The organism is Aquamicrobium segne (assembly GCF_042656785.1).
Taxonomy (GTDB): domain Bacteria; phylum Pseudomonadota; class Alphaproteobacteria; order Rhizobiales; family Rhizobiaceae; genus Mesorhizobium; species Mesorhizobium segne.
In genome coordinates this window covers 218,417-235,477 of record NZ_JBHSLL010000025.1, presented here as the reverse complement: position 1 = coordinate 235,477, position 17,061 = coordinate 218,417, and the positions used below count along the sequence as shown (strand labels likewise).

General features: G+C 56.9%; 14 protein-coding genes. 10 read left to right on the top strand and 4 right to left on the bottom strand.

Annotation, left to right across the window (positions count from 1 at the left end; translation table 11 throughout):
• The first annotated feature begins 110 nt into the window (after positions 1 to 110).
• From ACFPLB_RS09790 to ACFPLB_RS09770, 5 genes are all read left to right on the top strand, one after another.
• Complete coding sequence (locus tag ACFPLB_RS09790; RefSeq protein ID WP_378229159.1) at positions 111 to 1,364, top strand: sarcosine oxidase subunit beta family protein; 1,254 nt, start codon at positions 111 to 113, stop codon at positions 1,362 to 1,364.
• Between the two features lie 12 nt (positions 1,365 to 1,376).
• Entirely contained in the window at positions 1,377 to 1,670 is a 294-nt protein-coding gene (locus ACFPLB_RS09785; protein WP_378229158.1) for a sarcosine oxidase subunit delta, read from the top strand.
• Complete coding sequence (locus ACFPLB_RS09780; protein ID WP_378229157.1) at positions 1,671 to 4,664, top strand: sarcosine oxidase subunit alpha; 2,994 nt, start codon at positions 1,671 to 1,673, stop codon at positions 4,662 to 4,664.
• A complete protein-coding gene (locus tag ACFPLB_RS09775; protein ID WP_378229156.1) occupies positions 4,657 to 5,214 on the top strand; it encodes a sarcosine oxidase subunit gamma in 558 nt (185 codons plus the stop codon). The genes ACFPLB_RS09780 and ACFPLB_RS09775 overlap by 8 nt, the downstream gene beginning before the upstream one ends.
• Before the next feature lie 93 nt (positions 5,215 to 5,307).
• On the top strand, positions 5,308 to 5,526 hold the full coding sequence (locus ACFPLB_RS09770; RefSeq protein WP_378229155.1) for a hypothetical protein: 219 nt from the start codon (positions 5,308 to 5,310) through the stop codon (positions 5,524 to 5,526).
• Between the two features lie 121 nt (positions 5,527 to 5,647).
• Here the strand turns inward: ACFPLB_RS09770 and ACFPLB_RS09765 are convergent, their stop codons facing one another.
• The 4 genes from ACFPLB_RS09765 to ACFPLB_RS09750 form a co-directional block, all read right to left on the bottom strand.
• Positions 5,648 to 6,118, bottom strand: coding sequence for a MaoC family dehydratase (locus ACFPLB_RS09765; protein WP_378229154.1), 471 nt, complete (start codon positions 6,116 to 6,118; stop codon positions 5,648 to 5,650).
• A 113-nt stretch (positions 6,119 to 6,231) separates the two neighbouring features.
• Positions 6,232 to 9,360, bottom strand: a complete 3,129-nt coding sequence (locus ACFPLB_RS09760; protein WP_378229153.1) for an efflux RND transporter permease subunit — start codon at positions 9,358 to 9,360, stop codon at positions 6,232 to 6,234.
• A 2-nt stretch (positions 9,361 to 9,362) separates the two neighbouring features.
• Positions 9,363 to 10,502, bottom strand: coding sequence for an efflux RND transporter periplasmic adaptor subunit (locus ACFPLB_RS09755; protein ID WP_378229152.1), 1,140 nt, complete (start codon positions 10,500 to 10,502; stop codon positions 9,363 to 9,365).
• Between the two features lie 125 nt (positions 10,503 to 10,627).
• Positions 10,628 to 11,455 (bottom strand): MurR/RpiR family transcriptional regulator, encoded by an 828-nt coding sequence (locus tag ACFPLB_RS09750; protein ID WP_378229151.1) that lies wholly within the window; start codon positions 11,453 to 11,455, stop codon positions 10,628 to 10,630.
• Between the two features lie 155 nt (positions 11,456 to 11,610).
• Between ACFPLB_RS09750 and ACFPLB_RS09745 the strand changes: the two genes are divergently transcribed.
• The 5 genes from ACFPLB_RS09745 (at position 11,611) to ACFPLB_RS09725 (ending at position 17,009) form a co-directional block, all read left to right on the top strand.
• The gene (locus tag ACFPLB_RS09745) at positions 11,611 to 12,399 is read left to right on the top strand and encodes an N-formylglutamate amidohydrolase (protein ID WP_378229150.1); all 789 of its coding nucleotides are present in this window, start codon (positions 11,611 to 11,613) and stop codon (positions 12,397 to 12,399) included.
• Positions 12,392 to 12,904 (top strand): TRAP transporter small permease subunit, encoded by a 513-nt coding sequence (locus ACFPLB_RS09740; protein WP_378229149.1) that lies wholly within the window; start codon positions 12,392 to 12,394, stop codon positions 12,902 to 12,904. The genes ACFPLB_RS09745 and ACFPLB_RS09740 overlap by 8 nt, the downstream gene beginning before the upstream one ends.
• A complete protein-coding gene (locus ACFPLB_RS09735) occupies positions 12,901 to 14,229 on the top strand; it encodes a TRAP transporter large permease (protein ID WP_378229148.1) in 1,329 nt (442 codons plus the stop codon). Before ACFPLB_RS09740 ends, ACFPLB_RS09735 begins: the two co-directional genes overlap by 4 nt.
• A gap of 139 nt (positions 14,230 to 14,368) precedes the next feature.
• Positions 14,369 to 15,439: a TRAP transporter substrate-binding protein gene (locus tag ACFPLB_RS09730; protein WP_378229147.1), complete on the top strand. Its 1,071-nt coding sequence runs from the start codon at positions 14,369 to 14,371 to the stop codon at positions 15,437 to 15,439.
• A 199-nt stretch (positions 15,440 to 15,638) separates the two neighbouring features.
• Entirely contained in the window at positions 15,639 to 17,009 is a 1,371-nt protein-coding gene (locus ACFPLB_RS09725) for a glutamine synthetase family protein (protein WP_378229146.1), read from the top strand.
• The last annotated feature ends 52 nt before the right edge of the window (positions 17,010 to 17,061 follow it).

The following is a 17,061-nucleotide window of genomic DNA, read 5'->3' as shown; positions in this document are numbered from 1 at the left end:
CGGCTTGAGCTGTCGCAAACAGTGCATGGCTAGCGGGACGCTTTGGCTAGTGATACAAGAAAACATCTGCGACAGAAATGTTGCCATTTGCATTTGCGAGGCGCGAGGATTTGAAGAAATATTCATTATTCGCCATTGCGCGCGAAGCCATGCGCGGCCACAGGGGCTGGGAAAAGCAATGGGTCTCACCCGAGCCGAAGGCAGGCTATGATGTCATCATCATCGGGGCAGGCGGGCATGGGCTGGGGGCAGCCTATTATCTGGCCAAGGAACACGGCATCACCAATGTGGCGGTGCTGGAAAAGGGGTGGCTGGGGGGCGGCAATACCGGCCGCAACACCACGATCATCCGCTCCAACTATCTTTATGATGAATCCGCCGGTATTTATGACCATGCGCTGAAATTATGGGACGGGTTGTCGCAAGACCTCAACTATAATGTGATGTTTTCGCCGCGTGGCGTGATGATGCTGGCCCATAATGTGGGCGATATTCAGTCGCTCAAGCGCCATGTTCATGCCAACCGTCTCAATGGTGTGGACAATGAATGGCTGACGCCGGAGCAGGCGAAAGAATTTTGCCCGCCGCTCAATATCTCACGCAATGCGCGCTATCCGGTGATGGGTGCGACCTTGCAGCGGCGTGGCGGCACGGCGCGTCATGATGCGGTGGCGTGGGGCTATGCGCGGGGTGCTTCTGCGCGCGGGGTGGATATTATTCAAAATTGCGAAGTCACCGGCATCCGCCGCGGGCCCGATGGCGCGGTGACAGGTGTGGAGACCTCGCGTGGTTTTATTGGCGCCAAAAAGATTGGCGTGGTGGCTGCCGGCAACACCTCTGTGGTGATGAGCATGGCGGATGTGCGTATGCCGCTGGAAAGCTATCCGTTGCAGGCGCTGGTGTCCGAGCCGATCAAGCCGGTCGTTCCCTGCGTTGTCATGTCGAATACGGTTCACGCCTATATTTCCCAGTCCGACAAGGGTGAACTGGTGATCGGCGCTGGCACGGACCAGTATTACTCCTATTCTCAGGCTGGCGCCTTGCACAATCTGGAGCATACAGTTGATGCGATTTGCGAAATGTTCCCGATCTTCACGCGCATGAAGATGCTGCGTTCCTGGGGCGGTGTGGTTGACGTGACGCCCGACCGCTCGCCCATTCTGGCCAAAACGCCGGTGCCGGGGCTTTATGTCAATTGCGGCTGGGGTACAGGTGGTTTCAAGGCAACGCCGGGTTCTGCGCATGTCTTTGCCCATACCATCGCCCGCGACGAGCCACATCCGATCAATGCCCCTTTCTCGCTGGAACGGTTCCGCACGGGGCGGCTGATCGATGAGGCGGCAGCGGCTGCCGTGGCGCATTAAGGAGCCATCCAGATGCTGTTGATCCATTGTCCATATTGTGAGGAAGAGCGCCCTGAAATCGAGTTTCGCCATGCCGGTGAAGCCCATGTCATGCGTCCGACCGATATTGCCTCCATCAGCGATGAGGAATTTGAAGCGTTTTTCTTCATTCGCTCCAACACACGAGGCACGGTTTATGAGCGCTGGCGGCATGTGCATGGCTGTGCACGCTTTTTCAATGCCGTGCGCGATTCGGTGAGCGACCGATTCCTCATGACCTACAAGGCCGGTGAGCCAAAACCGGCAAAATTGCCAGAGGTGGAATAAATGACGGGAACTTTCCGCCTGCCGGGCAAGGGGCGTCTGGCACAGGCCAAAACCGCGCGCTTTACCTTTGACGGCAAGGGATATACCGGCGTTGCCGGTGACACGCTGGCCTCGGCCCTGCTGGCCAATGGTGTGCACCTTGTGGGCCGCTCATTTAAATATCACCGGCCCCGCGGCATTCTTTCAGCAGGAGCCGAAGAGCCGAATGCGCTGGTAGGCATTCATCGTGACGCCTCACGCAAGACGCCGAATGTGCGTGCAACAGTGCAGGAACTTTATGACGGGTTGAGCGCGGTTTCACAAAACCGCTGGCCCTCGCTTGGCTTTGATATTGGCGCGGTCAATGATCTGGCCTCGCCGTTCTTCTCAGCCGGTTTTTACTACAAGACCTTCATGTGGCCAAAGGCGGCGTGGAAATCGGTCTATGAGCCTTTCATCCGCTCGGCTGCCGGTCTTGGCGTGGCGCCCGACCAGCCGGACCCGGATCATTATGCAGCGCGCTTTGCCCATTGCGAGGTGCTGGTGCTGGGTGGCGGTGCAGCCGGTCTGGCGGCGGCTCTGGCTGCGGCTGAAACGGGTGTGCGGGTTATCATCTGTGATGAACAGGCTGAACTGGGCGGCTCGCTACGCTTTGAATCGGGCGCCAGAATCGACGGGCAAAATGGCTGGGAGTGGGCGCAGGCTGCGGTAGCCAAACTGACTGCGATGGACAATGTAAGGGTGCTTAGCCGCACCACGGCCTTTGGCTATTATCTCCAGAATTTCATCGGCCTGGCCGAGCGGGTCAGCGATCATCTGGCAAACCCTGCTGATCTGGCCCGTGAGCGGTTGTGGCAGGTGCGCGCCCGGCGCGTCATACTGGCGACCGGCTCTATCGAGCGCCATATGGTGTTTGCCGACAATGACCGGCCGGGCATCATGCTGGCGTCGGCGGCGCGCACCTATCTCAACCATTATGGAGTCGCGGTGGGCAAGAATGTCGGCATCTATACGGCCAATGACAGCGCCTATGCGGCTGCCATCGACCTGAAGAAGGCCGGTGTTGAAATTGCCGCCATTGTCGATTTGCGCGACAATCCTGTCGGCCCGCTGATCGACGAGGCGCGCGCCCTTGGCATCGCCATTCATGGCGGGCGTGGCGTTGTGCGTGTGGGCGGACGGCTGCGCATCAATTCCATGACGGTCAAGTCACGCAGCGGGGGTGATGGTGAGCGCACCATTCCTGTTGATGCGCTTTTGATGTCGGCTGGCTGGACCCCTTCGGTTCATCTGTTTTCGCAGTCGCGCGGCAAGGTCGCCTTCAATGAGGAGGTCAAGCGCTTCTTGCCGGGAACCTATGTGCAGGATTGCATCTCGGTTGGCGCCTGCAATGGCACGGATGGTCTTGCCGCCACGCTTGATGAAGCCTATGCGGCAGGTCTCAAATCCGCCAGGGAAGCCGGTGGCAAAGCGGTCAGGGGTGGCAAGCCCAAGGTTGAGGCCAGTGAAAGCTGGTCACGCGGCATGTTGGGGGCCGGCCCCGGCGCGGAAGCTGGAACCACGGTCAAGGCTTTTGTCGATTTCCAGAATGATGTGACGGCAAAAGACATCCGGCAGGCGGTGCATGAGGGCATGCACTCGATCGAGCATGTGAAGCGCTTCACCACCAATGGCATGGCGACCGATCAGGGCAAGACGTCCAACATGCACGGTCTGGCCATTGCCGCTGAGGAGCTTGGACGCCCGATCCCGCAAGTGGGGCTGACCACGTTCCGCGCACCCTATACGCCGGTTACGTTTGGCACAATTGTCGGCCATGCGCGTGGAAAACTGTTTGATCCGACGCGCCGTACCGCCACCCATGGCTGGGCGGAAGAGCATGGCGCGGTGTTTGAAGATGTCGGCCACTGGAAACGGGCCTGGTATTTTCCAAAGGCTGGCGAAGACATGCAGGCGGCCGTCAATCGCGAATGCGCAACCGTTCGCCAGACTGCGGGTCTGTTTGATGCCTCGACGCTCGGCAAGATCGAGGTTGTGGGGCCTGATGCGGCTGCTTTCATGGAATTGCTATATACCAATCCATGGCAAAAGCTCGGGGTAGGCCGGTGCCGTTATGGCGTGATGCTGCGCGAAGACGGCTTCATCTATGATGATGGTGTGGTCGGGCGTCTGGCCGAGGACCGCTTTCATGTGACGACGACGACCGGTGGGGCTGCCAAGGTCATGAACCACATGGAAGATTATCTGCAGACGGAATTTCCGCATCTGAAAGTCTATCTGACCTCGACTTCCGAGCAATGGGCGGTGATCGCCGTGCAGGGACCGAAAAGTCGCGACATTATAGCACCTTTTGTCGAGGGCATCGATTTGTCGGATGAGGCGTTGCCGCATATGTCGGTGCGCGAAGGCAGGATTTGCGGGGTGCCGACGCGGCTGTTTCGCATGTCATTTTCCGGTGAGCGCGGCTTTGAGGTCAATGTGCCTGCCGATTATGGTGCAGCGGTGTGGGAAGCGCTTTGGGCGGAGGGCCAAAAACATGGCGCCTGCGCCTATGGCACCGAGACCATGCACGTCCTGCGCGCCGAAAAAGGCTATATCATCGTCGGTCAGGATACGGATGGCACAGTGACCCCGGATGATGCCGGGCTTGACTGGGCGGTGGGCAAGAAGAAAACCGACTTCGTCGGCATACGCGGGCTGATGCGGCCTGATCTGGTGGCGGAAGGGCGCAAGCAGCTTGTCGGCCTGAAAACCCGTGATCCTTCCATCGTTCTGGAAGAGGGCGCCCAGATTGTCGCCGATCCGGGCCAGCCGGTGCCGATGAAGATGATCGGCCATGTCACCTCCAGCTACTGGTCGCAAAATTGCAGAAGCTCGATTGCGCTGGCGCTGGTTGCGGGCGGGCGCAGCCGTATGGGGGAAACGCTTTACGTTCCCATGGCAGACACCACCATAGAGGTGGAAGTCACAGGCACGGTGTTCTTCGATGAAAAGGGAGAGCGTCTCAATGGCTAGGAATTTGACGGTCGAAAGGCGCCCGGCTCTGGCTGGTCAGGACATATCTGTCGGTGGCGTAAAAGTTCTTGTGCTGCCCCCGGCAGGCAGGGTGTCGTTGCGGGTGCCTGAAGACGCGATTGGCTCGCTGTCGCGGGCGATCAAGGTGACATTGCCGCAAAAACCCAAAACGTCTGCCGTCAAGGATGGGCGTATGGTTTTCTGGCTGGGGCCGGATGAGTGGTTCGTGATTGACGAACAGGGTGGTGAGGCAATCATGGCCGATTGCGCCAAGGCGAAGGGCCTGCATTCAGCCGTTGATGTTTCGCATCGCAATGTGGCTTTTGCGGTCACCGGGCCGCTGGCGGCAGAAATGCTGGCTGCCGGTTGTCCGCAGGATCTTTCTCTATCCGAATTTCCAGTCGGCGCGTGTTCGCGCACTGTCTTTGGCAAGGCTGAAATCATGCTTTACCGGGTGAGCGAGCAGGAATTCAGGGTCGAGTGCTGGCGTTCTTTTTCTGATTATATTTTTGCGCATCTGGCAGCGGCTGCGCGCGATACGGCTGCATGACGCCATTTTTCCCAAACTGGAACCAGTTTGGGGTTGCCTGCGTTTTTTATGGGATTGGCGTAAAGCCGGGAACATCTTGAAGGAGAAACGCAAATGGCAGGCAAGGTCAGGAAAACAGACGAAAACTCGCCCAAGACGGCTGCGGTCAAGTCGCTTGAGCATGAGCAAGAGCTTCATGAGGAGACGGATGAACTGGACGAGGGGCTGGAAGATACGTTTCCTGCCAGCGATCCGGTTTCGGTGGTGACGTCAACCATACCCGGTGCACCGAAGAAAGAAACATCTGGTGCTCCAAAAAAGTCGGGGCGCTGAAACTTCTTGAGCACTTTGCAGCCGGATGGCACCATCTGGCGTCGCACAAATGCGGCTAAACAAGAGCTTGGAGCATTTCATCCGTTTCCATGGAAACAAGAAATGCTCTAAAATAGAGGTTTCAGGCTTCCGGCTCGATAAAAGTCAGGGTCAGCCAGCGTGCGGTCAGGGCAGGCTTTTTTGAACCTTCAATCTCGATCGTGACATCATGTGTCACCTGTATCCAGCCGGATGGTCTGGCCTTCACATCGGCCAGCAGGAAGCGGGCGCGGATGCGTGAGCCGGTCTTGACCGGAGCCAGAAAGCGGATGGTGTCAAAGCCGTGATTGACGCCCATCTGGGCTTTTTCCAGAGATGGCAATGTTTCAAATGTCATGGCTGACAGCAGGGAAAGTAATAAGAAACCATGGGCGATGGTGCCGCCAAAAGGGGTTTCTTGCGCTGCGCGTTCGGGATCGCAATGAATGAACTGGTGGTCATCGGTTGCATCGGCAAACTGGTCGATGATTGTTTGTGTCACTGTGCGCCAGGGGGAGACGCCAACTTCAGTGCCAACACTGGCCAGAAGCTGCTCAAGGCTGATCGGTTGCATGGTGGCCGCTCTCCTGATGCTTGAAACATGACGGGATACCCCGGGCAGCAGCCATACATGCCAAGAACGGCCCTGTCACCCGGGGGTCATGCACGCAAGCCATAAAAGGTCAGCTATTCAGCAGGCTCCACATTGACATAGGCTGCTTCTTCCAACTCGCGGCGCAGCCTGCTTTCCTCTTCCACTTTTGGTGTGACGAAGCGCCCGAGCAGCAGATAGGCAACGGGGGTCAAAAACAGGGTGGAGATTGTGGCAAGGCCCAGGCCTCCGACAATGACCCAGCCCAGCGCAATGCGCGCTTCAGCGCCTGCTCCGCTGGCGAGAACCAGCGGCAGGCCGCCAAGCACAGTGCAGATCATGGTCATTAAAACAGGGCGCAGACGCACATTGGCGGCTTCTTCAATGGCCTGACGCACATCAAGCCCGCGGTCGCGCATCTGATTGGCAAATTCCACGATCAAAATGCCGTTCTTGGCCATGACGCCGACCAAAAGCACAAGCCCGATCTGGCTGTAGGCGTTGAGACTGGTTCCGGTCAGCACCAGTGCAAAGATGGCGCAGGCCAGCCCCAGCGGCACGGTTGCCATGATGATGATGGCTGAGACGAAACTTTCAAATTGTGCGGCCAGAACCAGTAAAATGATGATCAGTGCAAAGCCGAAGACGGTCAACATGCCGGTGTTGGTTTCGCCAAGTGTGGCGGCTTCGGCAAGGGGCAGCAGACGCGCACTGGCGGGCATGAATTCGGCTGCAATCGTCTGCACCCGGGCATAGGCGTCACCCAGTGCAAAGTCGCCGCGCAAGCCGGTGGTGATGGCTACGGAAACCTGCCGCTGTTCGCGCGTCAGGGTCGGTGGCACAGCCTTTTCAGCCAGCGTGGTGATGGTGGACATGGGCACAAAACGGCCATCGCCGGTCTGAAGGAAGATGTTTTCCAGATCGGTCGGATCGTTAATAGGTGTGGTGGTTGACATCAGCTTCACGCCGAAGGCGCGGTCGCCAATATAAACATCGCCAATATCATTGCCGTCGAGCATGGCTTGCAGCGTATTGGCAAGGCCGGTGATGTCGATGCCCAGATCAGAAGCGCGTTCGCGGTCAATGGCCACAGAAAGCTGCGGCTGGGTCGGGTCGATCGACAGGCGTGGCAGCTCAAAGCGCGGGTCCTGCTCCAGAATGGCGATGATGTTGTCGGCAGCTTCGCCAAGTTTTTCCCGGTCATTGCCGACAAGGGCAAATTGCAGGCCGCTGCCGGCACCGCGAATGCCCAGACTGTTTGGTTGCACGGGAAAGATGCGCACGGCTGGCATCTGCCGGGTCTTGGTGTTGAGTTCTTCCCAGATTTCCTGCTGCGAGCGGCTGCGCTGATCCCATGGGGCAAGGGTGATCACCATGAAGCCGCTATTATAATTGCCATTGTTACCGGCAAATTGAAAAGTGCTTTCAACCTCGCCGGAGCGGCGCAGCGGCTCGATCAGATCTTCGATCACGCGCATTTGTGTTGCCGTATAGTCAAGGCTGACACCTTGCGGGGCGCTGACACGCAGCAACACGGTCGAGCGGTCTTCCAAAGGGGTCAGTTCCTGCCGGATGGTGCCAAATAAAATGACGGCCAGCCCGGCAAACAGGACAGCAACGAGAACAACCAGCCATGGGGCGTTGAGACAGGCGTTCAGGCAGCTTTTGTAAAGCCCGCCAAGTTTTGTGCCGACGCGCGAACCAATTCCGCGCGGCTTTTCCAGTTCCTGTGGAGCGGCTGTGAGCATTCGTGAAGCCAGCATTGGACACAGTGTCAGCGCCACCACACCCGATAGCAGCACGGCGATGGCCAGCACGAAGCCGAATTCACGAAACAGTCCGCCGGTCTGACCGGGCATGAAGGAAATGGGTACAAAAACCGCAACCAGCGTGGCGGTTGTCGCCACCACGGCAAAAAACACTTCCTGAGTGCCCAAAACGGCAGCCGCGCGCGGCCCCAACCCTTGATTGCGGCGACGCACAATGTTTTCCAGCACCACAATGGCATCATCCACGACAAGGCCGGTGGCCAGAACCAGCGCCAGAAGCGTGAGAATATTGATGGAAAACCCGACCAGATAAACGGCTGCAATCGTGCCGATCATGGCGACCGGCATAGAAAGGCCCGGAATAAGTGTGGCGCGCCAGTCGAGCAAAAAGACATAGATGACAAGCAGCACGATGGAGACGGCCAGCACCAGCGCGATCTGAACCTCATGAACCGCGCCATTGACGAAAACGGCATCATCGGAGGTGATCTTGATGGTCATGCCTTGCGGCAGGTTTTGCTGGATCGTGTCAACGACGGCTTTCACGCCTTCGGAAATATCAAGCGTGTTGGATTCCGCAGCGCGCACAATGCCGATGCCGATGCCCGCCTTGCCATCGGAGCGCAACATGCTTTGCCCGATGTCCGGCCCAAGGGTCACCGTCGCCACATCACCGATGCGGGTGGTGTCATCAATATAAAGCTGCTCAAAGGCTTCCGGGGTGCTGACATCGGCAGTGGTGCGCACGATCAGGTTCTGGTTGCCGGTGGTGATGGAACCCGCCGGTTTGTCAAAGGCGACAGAGGCAAGCGTGCGGCGCAGATCTGCAACCGTAAAACCCAGACTGGCAAGGCGTGCCTGATTGACATCGATGCGGAAAATCTTTTCGCGGTTGCCATAGACCTGCACATCTGCAACGCCCGATACTGCGGCCAGCGCATCCTCGATCTGGTCTTCGACAATGACGGTCATGTCTTCGACGGTCATATTATCGGAGGTGACGGCCAGCCGCATGACGGCATCGGCATTGGCATCGGCTTTGACGATACGCGGAGCATCTGCCTCATCGGGCAGACGGTTGGCAACACGTGAGACCGCATCGCGCACATCAGAGGCTGCGACATTGAGATCGACGCCATCGTTGAATTCGATGGTGACGCGGCTGGAGCCATAGGACGAGCGTGAGGAAATCGACTTGACGCCCGAGACACGCGCCACCGCACTTTCAATGACATCGGTCATTTCGCGGTCAACGGTTTCGGCCGCAGCCCCGGTAAAAGTGGTGTTGACGGAGATGACGGCACGGTCAACGTCGGGCAATTCGCGCACTTCAACGCCGTAGAAGGCAGCAATACCGGCCACGGCAATCAAGACATTCAAAACAAAAGCCAGAACGGGTCGGCGGATGAAAAGGGCGGTCAGGCTGTTTTGGCCGCTGGTGCTCTTGTCACTCATGGCTAGCCGTCTGCATCAATGGTTGCGACTGAGCCATCGGCAATACGCACACCGCCGCCTTCACGCAGGCTTTGCACGCCTTCCGTGACAATGATGCTGCCGGGGGGAAGCGGTGCGTCAACCAGAACGGATTCGGTATTGCGCTGGACAATGCGCACGCCCACACGTTTGGCCTTGCCATCCTCGACCAGCCAGATGAAGGCCCCGTCAGATCCCCATTGCACGGCCAGCGGGCTGACGGCTGGATAGGACTGGCCGGGAAATTTCATGACAATTTGAAAAGACATGCCGGCGCGCAAGAAATCGGCAGGGTTGGCAATGGTGGCCTGAACCCAGAGGGTGCGGCTTTTTTCATCGATCCGGTTGTCAATGGCGCTGACGGTTCCGACATATTCCTGATTTGGATTGGCCAGCGGGGTGGCGGTGATGGCTGCGCCAATCTCGATCATTGCAGCAAAACGCTCGGGCACATGAAAATCCACCAGAATGGCCGAGCGGTCATCAATGGTGGCAATTGAAGTCTGGCTGGTGACGTAATTGCCAGCCTCGATCGGCAGGATGCCGACAATGCCGGAAATGGGCGAGGTGACCGAGCGGCGCTCCAGCGCAACTTCAGCATCATGCAGACCAAGATCGGCATTGCGCAAACCCAGCTCGGCGTCGGTCAGTTGCACCTGTGTTGCGGCATTGGAGCTGCGAAGCTGGCGCATGCGCTCAACCTTGGCAGCGGCATCGTCACGGGCGGCGCGGGCGCGGTCAACGGCGATTTCTTCTGTGGCCGAATCAAGGCGGGCAATGATTTCGCCTTTTTGCACACGCGCGCCCGACTGGAGAAGCAACTCTTCAAGGCGGCCAGAACCATAAGGCATGACCGAAACCGTTGCTCTGGCGCGACCCGTGCCAATGGCGTTGAGGCGGTCATTGATTGTTGCCGTGCTCACAGGAGCCGTGATGACGGAGGCAATGGGCGCGTCACCGTCTCCCCATCTGCCTGAAGAATCGGAAGCTGCGGCCGGAGTTTCTGCCGACCCGATGCCAAGACGGGCCAGCACGGAGGCAGCACCCGGCACAAACATATAGCCGATAATGGCAGCGGCTGCGAGGATCGCTATTGCGAGGAAAGTCTGCTTCCAGGCTGACATTTGTGCTCCGGTTTTTGCGCCTGCTTGTGTTTTGAAAGCAGACGCAGGGCGTTATAAAATACGCAGTACCGGGCCTTTATGGCAATTCTGCCTGGGTAACGCACATTAAATCTGCGTAAGGTTTTTTAGCGCAGGCTTTCTATTTCACGAATGCGCTTGGCGCTTTCGGTCTCCAGCCGCCTTGTCAGCGCATCGATCAGCGATTCGGCAATGGTGAACTGGGCAACCGAAGAATCCCACGCAGAAGGCATGGCGGTGCGGCCCGCAACCACATGGCGGGCCAGGCGGGCGATGGGTGACAACCATTGATCGGTAATCAGCACGATGGTGACGCCGCGTTGATGGGCTTTTTCAGCCAGTTGCAACAGATTGTCCTGATAGCGCCTGATGTCGAAGATCAGGATGACATCATGCTTGCCCATGTCGATGAGCCGGTCACGCCACATGCTTTCCTGGCCTGCCAGATGAAAGACATTGGGACGGATAATGGCCAGATGGGCGGCCATATAGCGGGCCAGCGGATCGGTAAAACGCCCGCCGATCAGGAACATATGGCCGCGCGGTTCGGCAAGGCAGGCAGCGATATTGTCTATTTGCCGATCAGAAATATGGCGAAAGGTTTCACGCAAATTGTCAAGGGTTGCTTCCAGAACCGGCGAGGCGGCTTCCTTGCCAAGGCTGCCCGGCTCATAGGTGCGCAAGGCCGGTGACTGGAGCTGGGCGGCCAGTTCGTCTTGCAGGGCCGCCTGAAATTCAGCATAATTATGAAAGCTGAGGCGGGCGACAAACCGCAAAATCGTAGGCGAAGATACACCGGCCTGCTGTGAGAATTCGGCAACCGTTTTCAATCCGATCAGCGGATAATTGGCAATCAGCGTTTGTGCAGCCCGCCGCTCTCCTGCGGGCATGGTGTCGAGACGTTCGGCAATCAGTTCAGCGACATTGGACTTCATATTTTCCCCAGTCTGGCCTTGCTGATGCACAGCATATCAAATCGGATTTGACAAAGACAGAAAATATGTATCAAATCATTCATAAGGGCTAAATCAATAACAATAAGTAACATATGATACGCCCTTTGGGAAATGGGCTGGGAAATGGGAGCGACATGGCCAACGAGCCTTCAGCAAGAAAAGCAGTGCGGGTTACGAATCCTGAAGGGACCAGTCCCTATGTGTTCACCTGCGATCATGCCTCGAATTACATGCCGGCTGAACTTGGGCTGCTTGGTCTGTCTGAGGAAGATTTTTTGGGCCACATTGCCTGGGATCCGGGTGCATTGCCGGTTGCCGCCATGCTGGCGCAGGCGCTTGACGCCACATTGATTGAAACCTGTGTGTCGCGGTTGGTCATTGACTGTAACCGGCCGCTGGATGCGCATAATCTGATTACGCAAGTCAGTGAGACGACGACGGTTCCGGGCAATGCAAATCTGACGCCGGAGCAAAAGCAGGCCCGCATCGACCTTGTCTGGCAGCCGTTTCACGATACGATTGCCGCCGTACTGGACGAGCGGCAGGCGCAGGGGCGTGAAACGCGGCTTGTGTCCGTACATTCTTATACGCCGGTTTTTTTCGGCAAGCAGCGCCCCTGGCATATTGGCATCATTCATGATGAGGATGAGCGGTTGGCGGCACCTTTGCTGCGGGCGCTCAATGGTGTTGCCGGGATTAAGGTTGGGGCCAATGAGCCTTATTCACCGGCTGATCTGGTTTATTTCACATTGGAGCGCCATGCGCGTTCACGCGGTCTTGCCTGCGCCATGATAGAGATTCGCAATGATGAGATTGCCAATGATGCAGGTCAGCGCAAATGGGCTGGTTTGCTTGGTCCGCTATTGAGCAATATCCGTGTGGAGGGTGACCGCGGAATGGGTGGAGGAAATCGTCATGCCTGAACCAGTCAGGCTTTACGTGCGCTATGTGGATGCGGTTGGCTATTGGGTCGGCCGCTTTGCCATGTATCTGATTTTTCCGATGGGTGCGATCCTGCTCTATTCGACAGTGATGCGTGTCTTTTTCGGCTATCCGATCAACTGGGTGATGGAGATGTCGCAGTTCATGCTGTCGGCTTATTATCTGCTCGGCGGCGCCTATTCTCTCCAGATCAACGCGCATGTGCGCATGGATTTGTTCTACGGCATGATGTCGCCGCGCCGGCGCGCCATGACGGATGCCTTCACCATTGTGTTTGTTATCTTTTATCTGGCGGTTCTGTTCCGGGCGGGGGTCTCGTCCACTGAATATGCCATCACCTATGCGCAGAAGAATTACACTGCCTGGGCGCCGCCCATGTGGCCGATCAAGATGATCATGACCTTCGGCATCTTCTTGATGCTGCTGCAATCCATTTCCACCTTTTTCAAGAATGTGGCTGAAGCACGCGGGAAGTCGCTGGCATGAGTTCGGAACTTATCACCCTGTTTATGTTTGCCTCGATGCTGTTGCTGATGGCGACGGGGCAGCGCGTATTTGGCGTTATCGGTGCGGTGGGTGCGGGGGCTGCGCTGTGGCTGTGGGGCAATGGCTCGGCGGAAATGCCTTTCAACGCCGCCTTTCAGGTGCTCAACTGGTATCCGCTGATTACCGTGCCGTTTTTCGTTTTCATGGGCTATATGCTCTCCGAATCCGGCATTGCCAATAATCTCTACCGCATGTTCCATGTCTGGTTTGGATCGGTGCGCGGTGGTCTGGCCATGGGCACGATGGGGCTGATGGTCATCATCTCCATGGTCAATGGCCTGTCGGTTGCCGGCATGGCGATTGGCGCAACGGTGGCGCTGCCCGAGCTTTTGCGCCGCGGCTATGACAAGACCATGATTACCGGCGTCATTCAGGGAGGCTCGTCACTGGGCATCATGGGGCCGCCTTCGGTGGTGCTGATCCTTTATGCGATGATTGCCCGCCAGCCGGTGCTGCAATTGTGGCTGGCCGGGATTGGTCCCTTCATCCTGATGGCGATCATTTTTACCGCCTATATCTATATTCGCTGCCGCTTGCAGCCGGAAATGGGCCCGGCGCTCGCTCCGGAGGAACTGGCGCAGATCACGATGCGTGAAAAGCTCGTCCTGCTGCGCGAGGGGCTGCTGCCTTTTGGACTGTTCGCCACCATTATGAGCCTGTTTTTGACCGGCACTACCAGCCTTGTCGAAACCTCGATGGTGGGGGCGCTTCTGGCGCTTCTGGCCGCATTGTTTACCGGGCGGTTGACCAAGAGCGTGCTGGAAGAAACCACACGCAACACGCTGGGTGTGTCGGCGATGTTTTTGTGGATCATCCTTGGTGCGCTGTGTTTCAGTGCCGTCTATGATGGTCTGGGCGCCATCAAGGCGATCGAAAATCTTTTGCTGCATACCTGGGAATTGAGCCCATGGGGCGTGCTGTCGATGATGCTGTTTTCCTTCATCATTCTTGGCATGTTCCTCGATGACACCGCCATGCTGGTCATCGTGGCTCCGCTTTATATTCCGCTGGTGAAGCTGCTTGGCTTTGATCTGATCTGGTTCGGCATTCTTTATACGATCACCTGTCAGATTGCCTATATCGTGCCGCCTTTCGGCTATAATCTGTTCCTGATGCGCGCCATGGCTCCGCCGGAAATCACCATTGTCGACATTTACAAGTCGATCATTCCATTCTTCTTCATGATGGTTCTGACGATGATCATCGTCATGATCTTTCCTGACATCGCGATGTGGCTGCCTGAAGTCTATATGGGCAAGCGGTAAGGGTGATGCTGTAATGCGAGGGAAGGGTTTTTGATATTGGAAATGCGGCAGCTAAAGCCATAGGCTGATGCTTGTCCGTGCAGAAGCATCCCCGTGGGGGAAGCGTTGACAGCTTGGGATAATTCAAAGGGAGAAAAACATGACTGACAGCAAGAAAACCATCAGCAAGCGCGACTTTTTGCGCAAATCGGTTCTGACCGGTGCTGGTGCGGTTGGCGCGACTGCGCTGGCTGCGCCTTATGTCAAGGCACAGGCGCCGATCAGGTGGCGTCTGCAAACCTATGCCGGCCCGGCACTGGCCGAGCATGTGTGCAAGCCTGCCATTGACGCTTTCAACAAGGCGGCCAATGGCGAGATGGTTATTGAAATGTACACGTCTGACCAGCTTGTGCCGCAAGGCGAGCTGTTCCGCGCCGTGCAGAGCGGTACGCTGGATGCAGCCCAGAGTGATGATGACTCGATGGCTTCTCCGGTTGATGTGGCGGTGTTTGGGGCCTATTTCCCCTTCGCTTCACGCTACAGCCTTGACGTTCCGGTGCTGTGGAACTGGTATGGCCTGAAGGAAATCTGGGAAGAGGCTTATAATGAAGTCCCCGGCGTGACCTGGCTGAGTGCCGGCGCCTGGGATCCGTGCAACTTTGCCACCACCAAGCCGATCCGCTCGGTGGAAGATCTGAAGGGTCTGCGCGTTTACACCTTCCCGACCGGTGGCCAGTTCATTTCACGCCTTGGCGTGGTGCCGGTGACACTGCCATGGGAAGACATCGAGGTCGCGCTCCAGACGGGTGAGATCGATGGTATTGCCTGGTGCGGTGCCACCGAAACCTACACGGTGGGTTGGGCTGATGTGACCAAATACTACCTCACCAACAATATCTCGGGTGCATGGTCAGGGTCGTTCTTTGCCAATAGCGACAAGTGGAACGAAGTGCCGGATCATCTCAAGACCCTGTTCCAGCTTGCGATGGATTCCTCGCATTACTATCGCCAGCATTGGTACTGGTGGGGTGAAGCCCACTACCGCACCACCGGCGGCAAGCTGGAACTGACCACTATTCCTGAAGAGGAGTGGCAGCAGGTCGAAAACATGGCGATGGATTTCTGGGATGAAATCGCCGCCAAGAGCGACCGTAACAAGCGCGTTGTCGAAATCCTGAAGAAGTATCAGGAAACGATGCGTGGTGCTGGCGCTCCTTATCGCTACGGCTGATAATTGCCTTTACCCGGCCGCTCCGGCGGCCGGGCCTTTTCAATTGTGACCTCCACTAGAGCATTTCTTGTTTTCACGAAAAACAGATGAAATGCTCTAATCTGTTGTTTAACCGCATTTGTGCGACGTCAGATGTAACCATCTGTACTCACAAAATGCTCTAAAAATCTATTGAGCCTGTGCGCCTTCGGAGAAAAATATGGCCGGAAAACTTTCTTTCGCTCAGTTGAAGAGCGCTGTCGCCGCAGGCGAATTTGATACTGTTCTTGTTGCAGGCGTTGATATGCAGGGACGCCTGATCGGCAAGCGTTTCCTCGCTCAGTTCTTTGTCGATTCCGGCTATGAAGAAACCCATGGCTGCAACTATCTGATGGCTGACGACATCGATATGGAGCCGGTGCCTGGCTATAAGGCGGCAAGCTGGTCGCGCGGCTATGGCGATTTTCTGATGAAGCCGGATCTGGAGACCATCCGCCCCGTGCCATGGCTGGAAAAGACGGCGCTGGTGTTGTGCGACATCAAGGACCCGCGCAATCATGATGATTTGCCGCATTCACCGCGTGGTATCTTGCGCCGACAACTCAAGCGGCTGGAAGAGCGCGGCTATCTTGCCTATTTTGCGTCGGAGCTGGAGTTTTTCCTGCTGTCGGAAACCTATGATTCAGCGCGTGAAAAGAACTGGCGCAATCTGAAAAGCGCCTCACCTTATATTGGCGACTATCTCATCGACATTACCACCAAGGAAGAAGATTTCATGCGCCGTCTGCGCAATGAGATGAATGCATCGGGCATTCCGGTGGAATGTTCCAAGGGTGAATGGGGTCCGGGTCAGGAAGAAATCAATGTGCGCTATGCCGAGGCGCTGGAAATGGCTGACCGGCATGTGTTCTTGAAGAACGGGGCCAAGGAAATTGCCCATCAGCAAGGCAAGGCCATCACCTTCATGGCCAAATATAATTATGATCTGGCTGGCAGTTCCAGCCACGTCCACAATTCCTTGTGGAGCATGGATGGCAAGACGCCTTTGTTCTTCGACAAGGATGCGCCCTGGACCCTTTCTGAACTTGGCCGTCAATGGTGTGCCGGGCAGATCAAATATGCCAAGGATTACACCTATTTCCTGGCCCCCTATATCAACTCCTACAAGCGTTTCCAGGCTGGCACTTTTGCGCCGACCAAGGTCATGTGGTCAGAAGATAATCGCACTGCAGGCTTCCGTCTGTGCGGCGAAGGCACCAAGGCCATCCGCATGGAGTGCCGCATTGGTGGCGCAGATCTTAATCCCTATCTGGCCTTTGCTGCGCTGATTGCTTCAGGTCTTGCCGGGATTGATGAAAAGCTGGAACTGGAAAAGCCGTTTGTTGGCGATGCCTATCAGGCCGCACGCCTGCCCGAAATTCCAAAGACGCTGCGGGATGCAACCGAGACGCTGGCCAAGTCAAAAATGCTAAAAGCCTCTCTTGGTGAAGAGGTGGTCGATCATTATGTGCATACGGCGCGCTGGGAGCAGATGGAATATGACCGGCGCATCACCGATTGGGAACTGCATCGCGGCTTCGAGCGCTATTAGGGCATTTGCAGCCTGACCTTTACAGCCAGGCCATTGTGTCTGGCTGTAAAGG

What these genes read in the sequence shown, in the direction of transcription:
- ACFPLB_RS09785 (WP_378229158.1), top strand. Translation starts at nt 1,377, where the DNA reads ATGCTGTTGATCCATTGTCCATATTGTGAGGAAGAGCGCCCTGAAATC.
- ACFPLB_RS09780 (WP_378229157.1), top strand. Translation starts at nt 1,671, where the DNA reads ATGACGGGAACTTTCCGCCTGCCGGGCAAGGGGCGTCTGGCACAGGCC.
- ACFPLB_RS09775 (WP_378229156.1), top strand. Translation starts at nt 4,657, where the DNA reads ATGGCTAGGAATTTGACGGTCGAAAGGCGCCCGGCTCTGGCTGGTCAG.
- ACFPLB_RS09770 (WP_378229155.1), top strand. Translation starts at nt 5,308, where the DNA reads ATGGCAGGCAAGGTCAGGAAAACAGACGAAAACTCGCCCAAGACGGCT.
- ACFPLB_RS09765 (WP_378229154.1), bottom strand. Translation starts at nt 6,118, where the DNA reads ATGCAACCGATCAGCCTTGAGCAGCTTCTGGCCAGTGTTGGCACTGAA.
- ACFPLB_RS09760 (WP_378229153.1), bottom strand. Translation starts at nt 9,360, where the DNA reads ATGAGTGACAAGAGCACCAGCGGCCAAAACAGCCTGACCGCCCTTTTC.
- ACFPLB_RS09755 (WP_378229152.1), bottom strand. Translation starts at nt 10,502, where the DNA reads ATGTCAGCCTGGAAGCAGACTTTCCTCGCAATAGCGATCCTCGCAGCC.
- ACFPLB_RS09750 (WP_378229151.1), bottom strand. Translation starts at nt 11,455, where the DNA reads ATGAAGTCCAATGTCGCTGAACTGATTGCCGAACGTCTCGACACCATG.
- ACFPLB_RS09745 (WP_378229150.1), top strand. Translation starts at nt 11,611, where the DNA reads ATGGCCAACGAGCCTTCAGCAAGAAAAGCAGTGCGGGTTACGAATCCT.
- ACFPLB_RS09740 (WP_378229149.1), top strand. Translation starts at nt 12,392, where the DNA reads ATGCCTGAACCAGTCAGGCTTTACGTGCGCTATGTGGATGCGGTTGGC.
- ACFPLB_RS09735 (WP_378229148.1), top strand. Translation starts at nt 12,901, where the DNA reads ATGAGTTCGGAACTTATCACCCTGTTTATGTTTGCCTCGATGCTGTTG.
- ACFPLB_RS09730 (WP_378229147.1), top strand. Translation starts at nt 14,369, where the DNA reads ATGACTGACAGCAAGAAAACCATCAGCAAGCGCGACTTTTTGCGCAAA.
- ACFPLB_RS09725 (WP_378229146.1), top strand. Translation starts at nt 15,639, where the DNA reads ATGGCCGGAAAACTTTCTTTCGCTCAGTTGAAGAGCGCTGTCGCCGCA.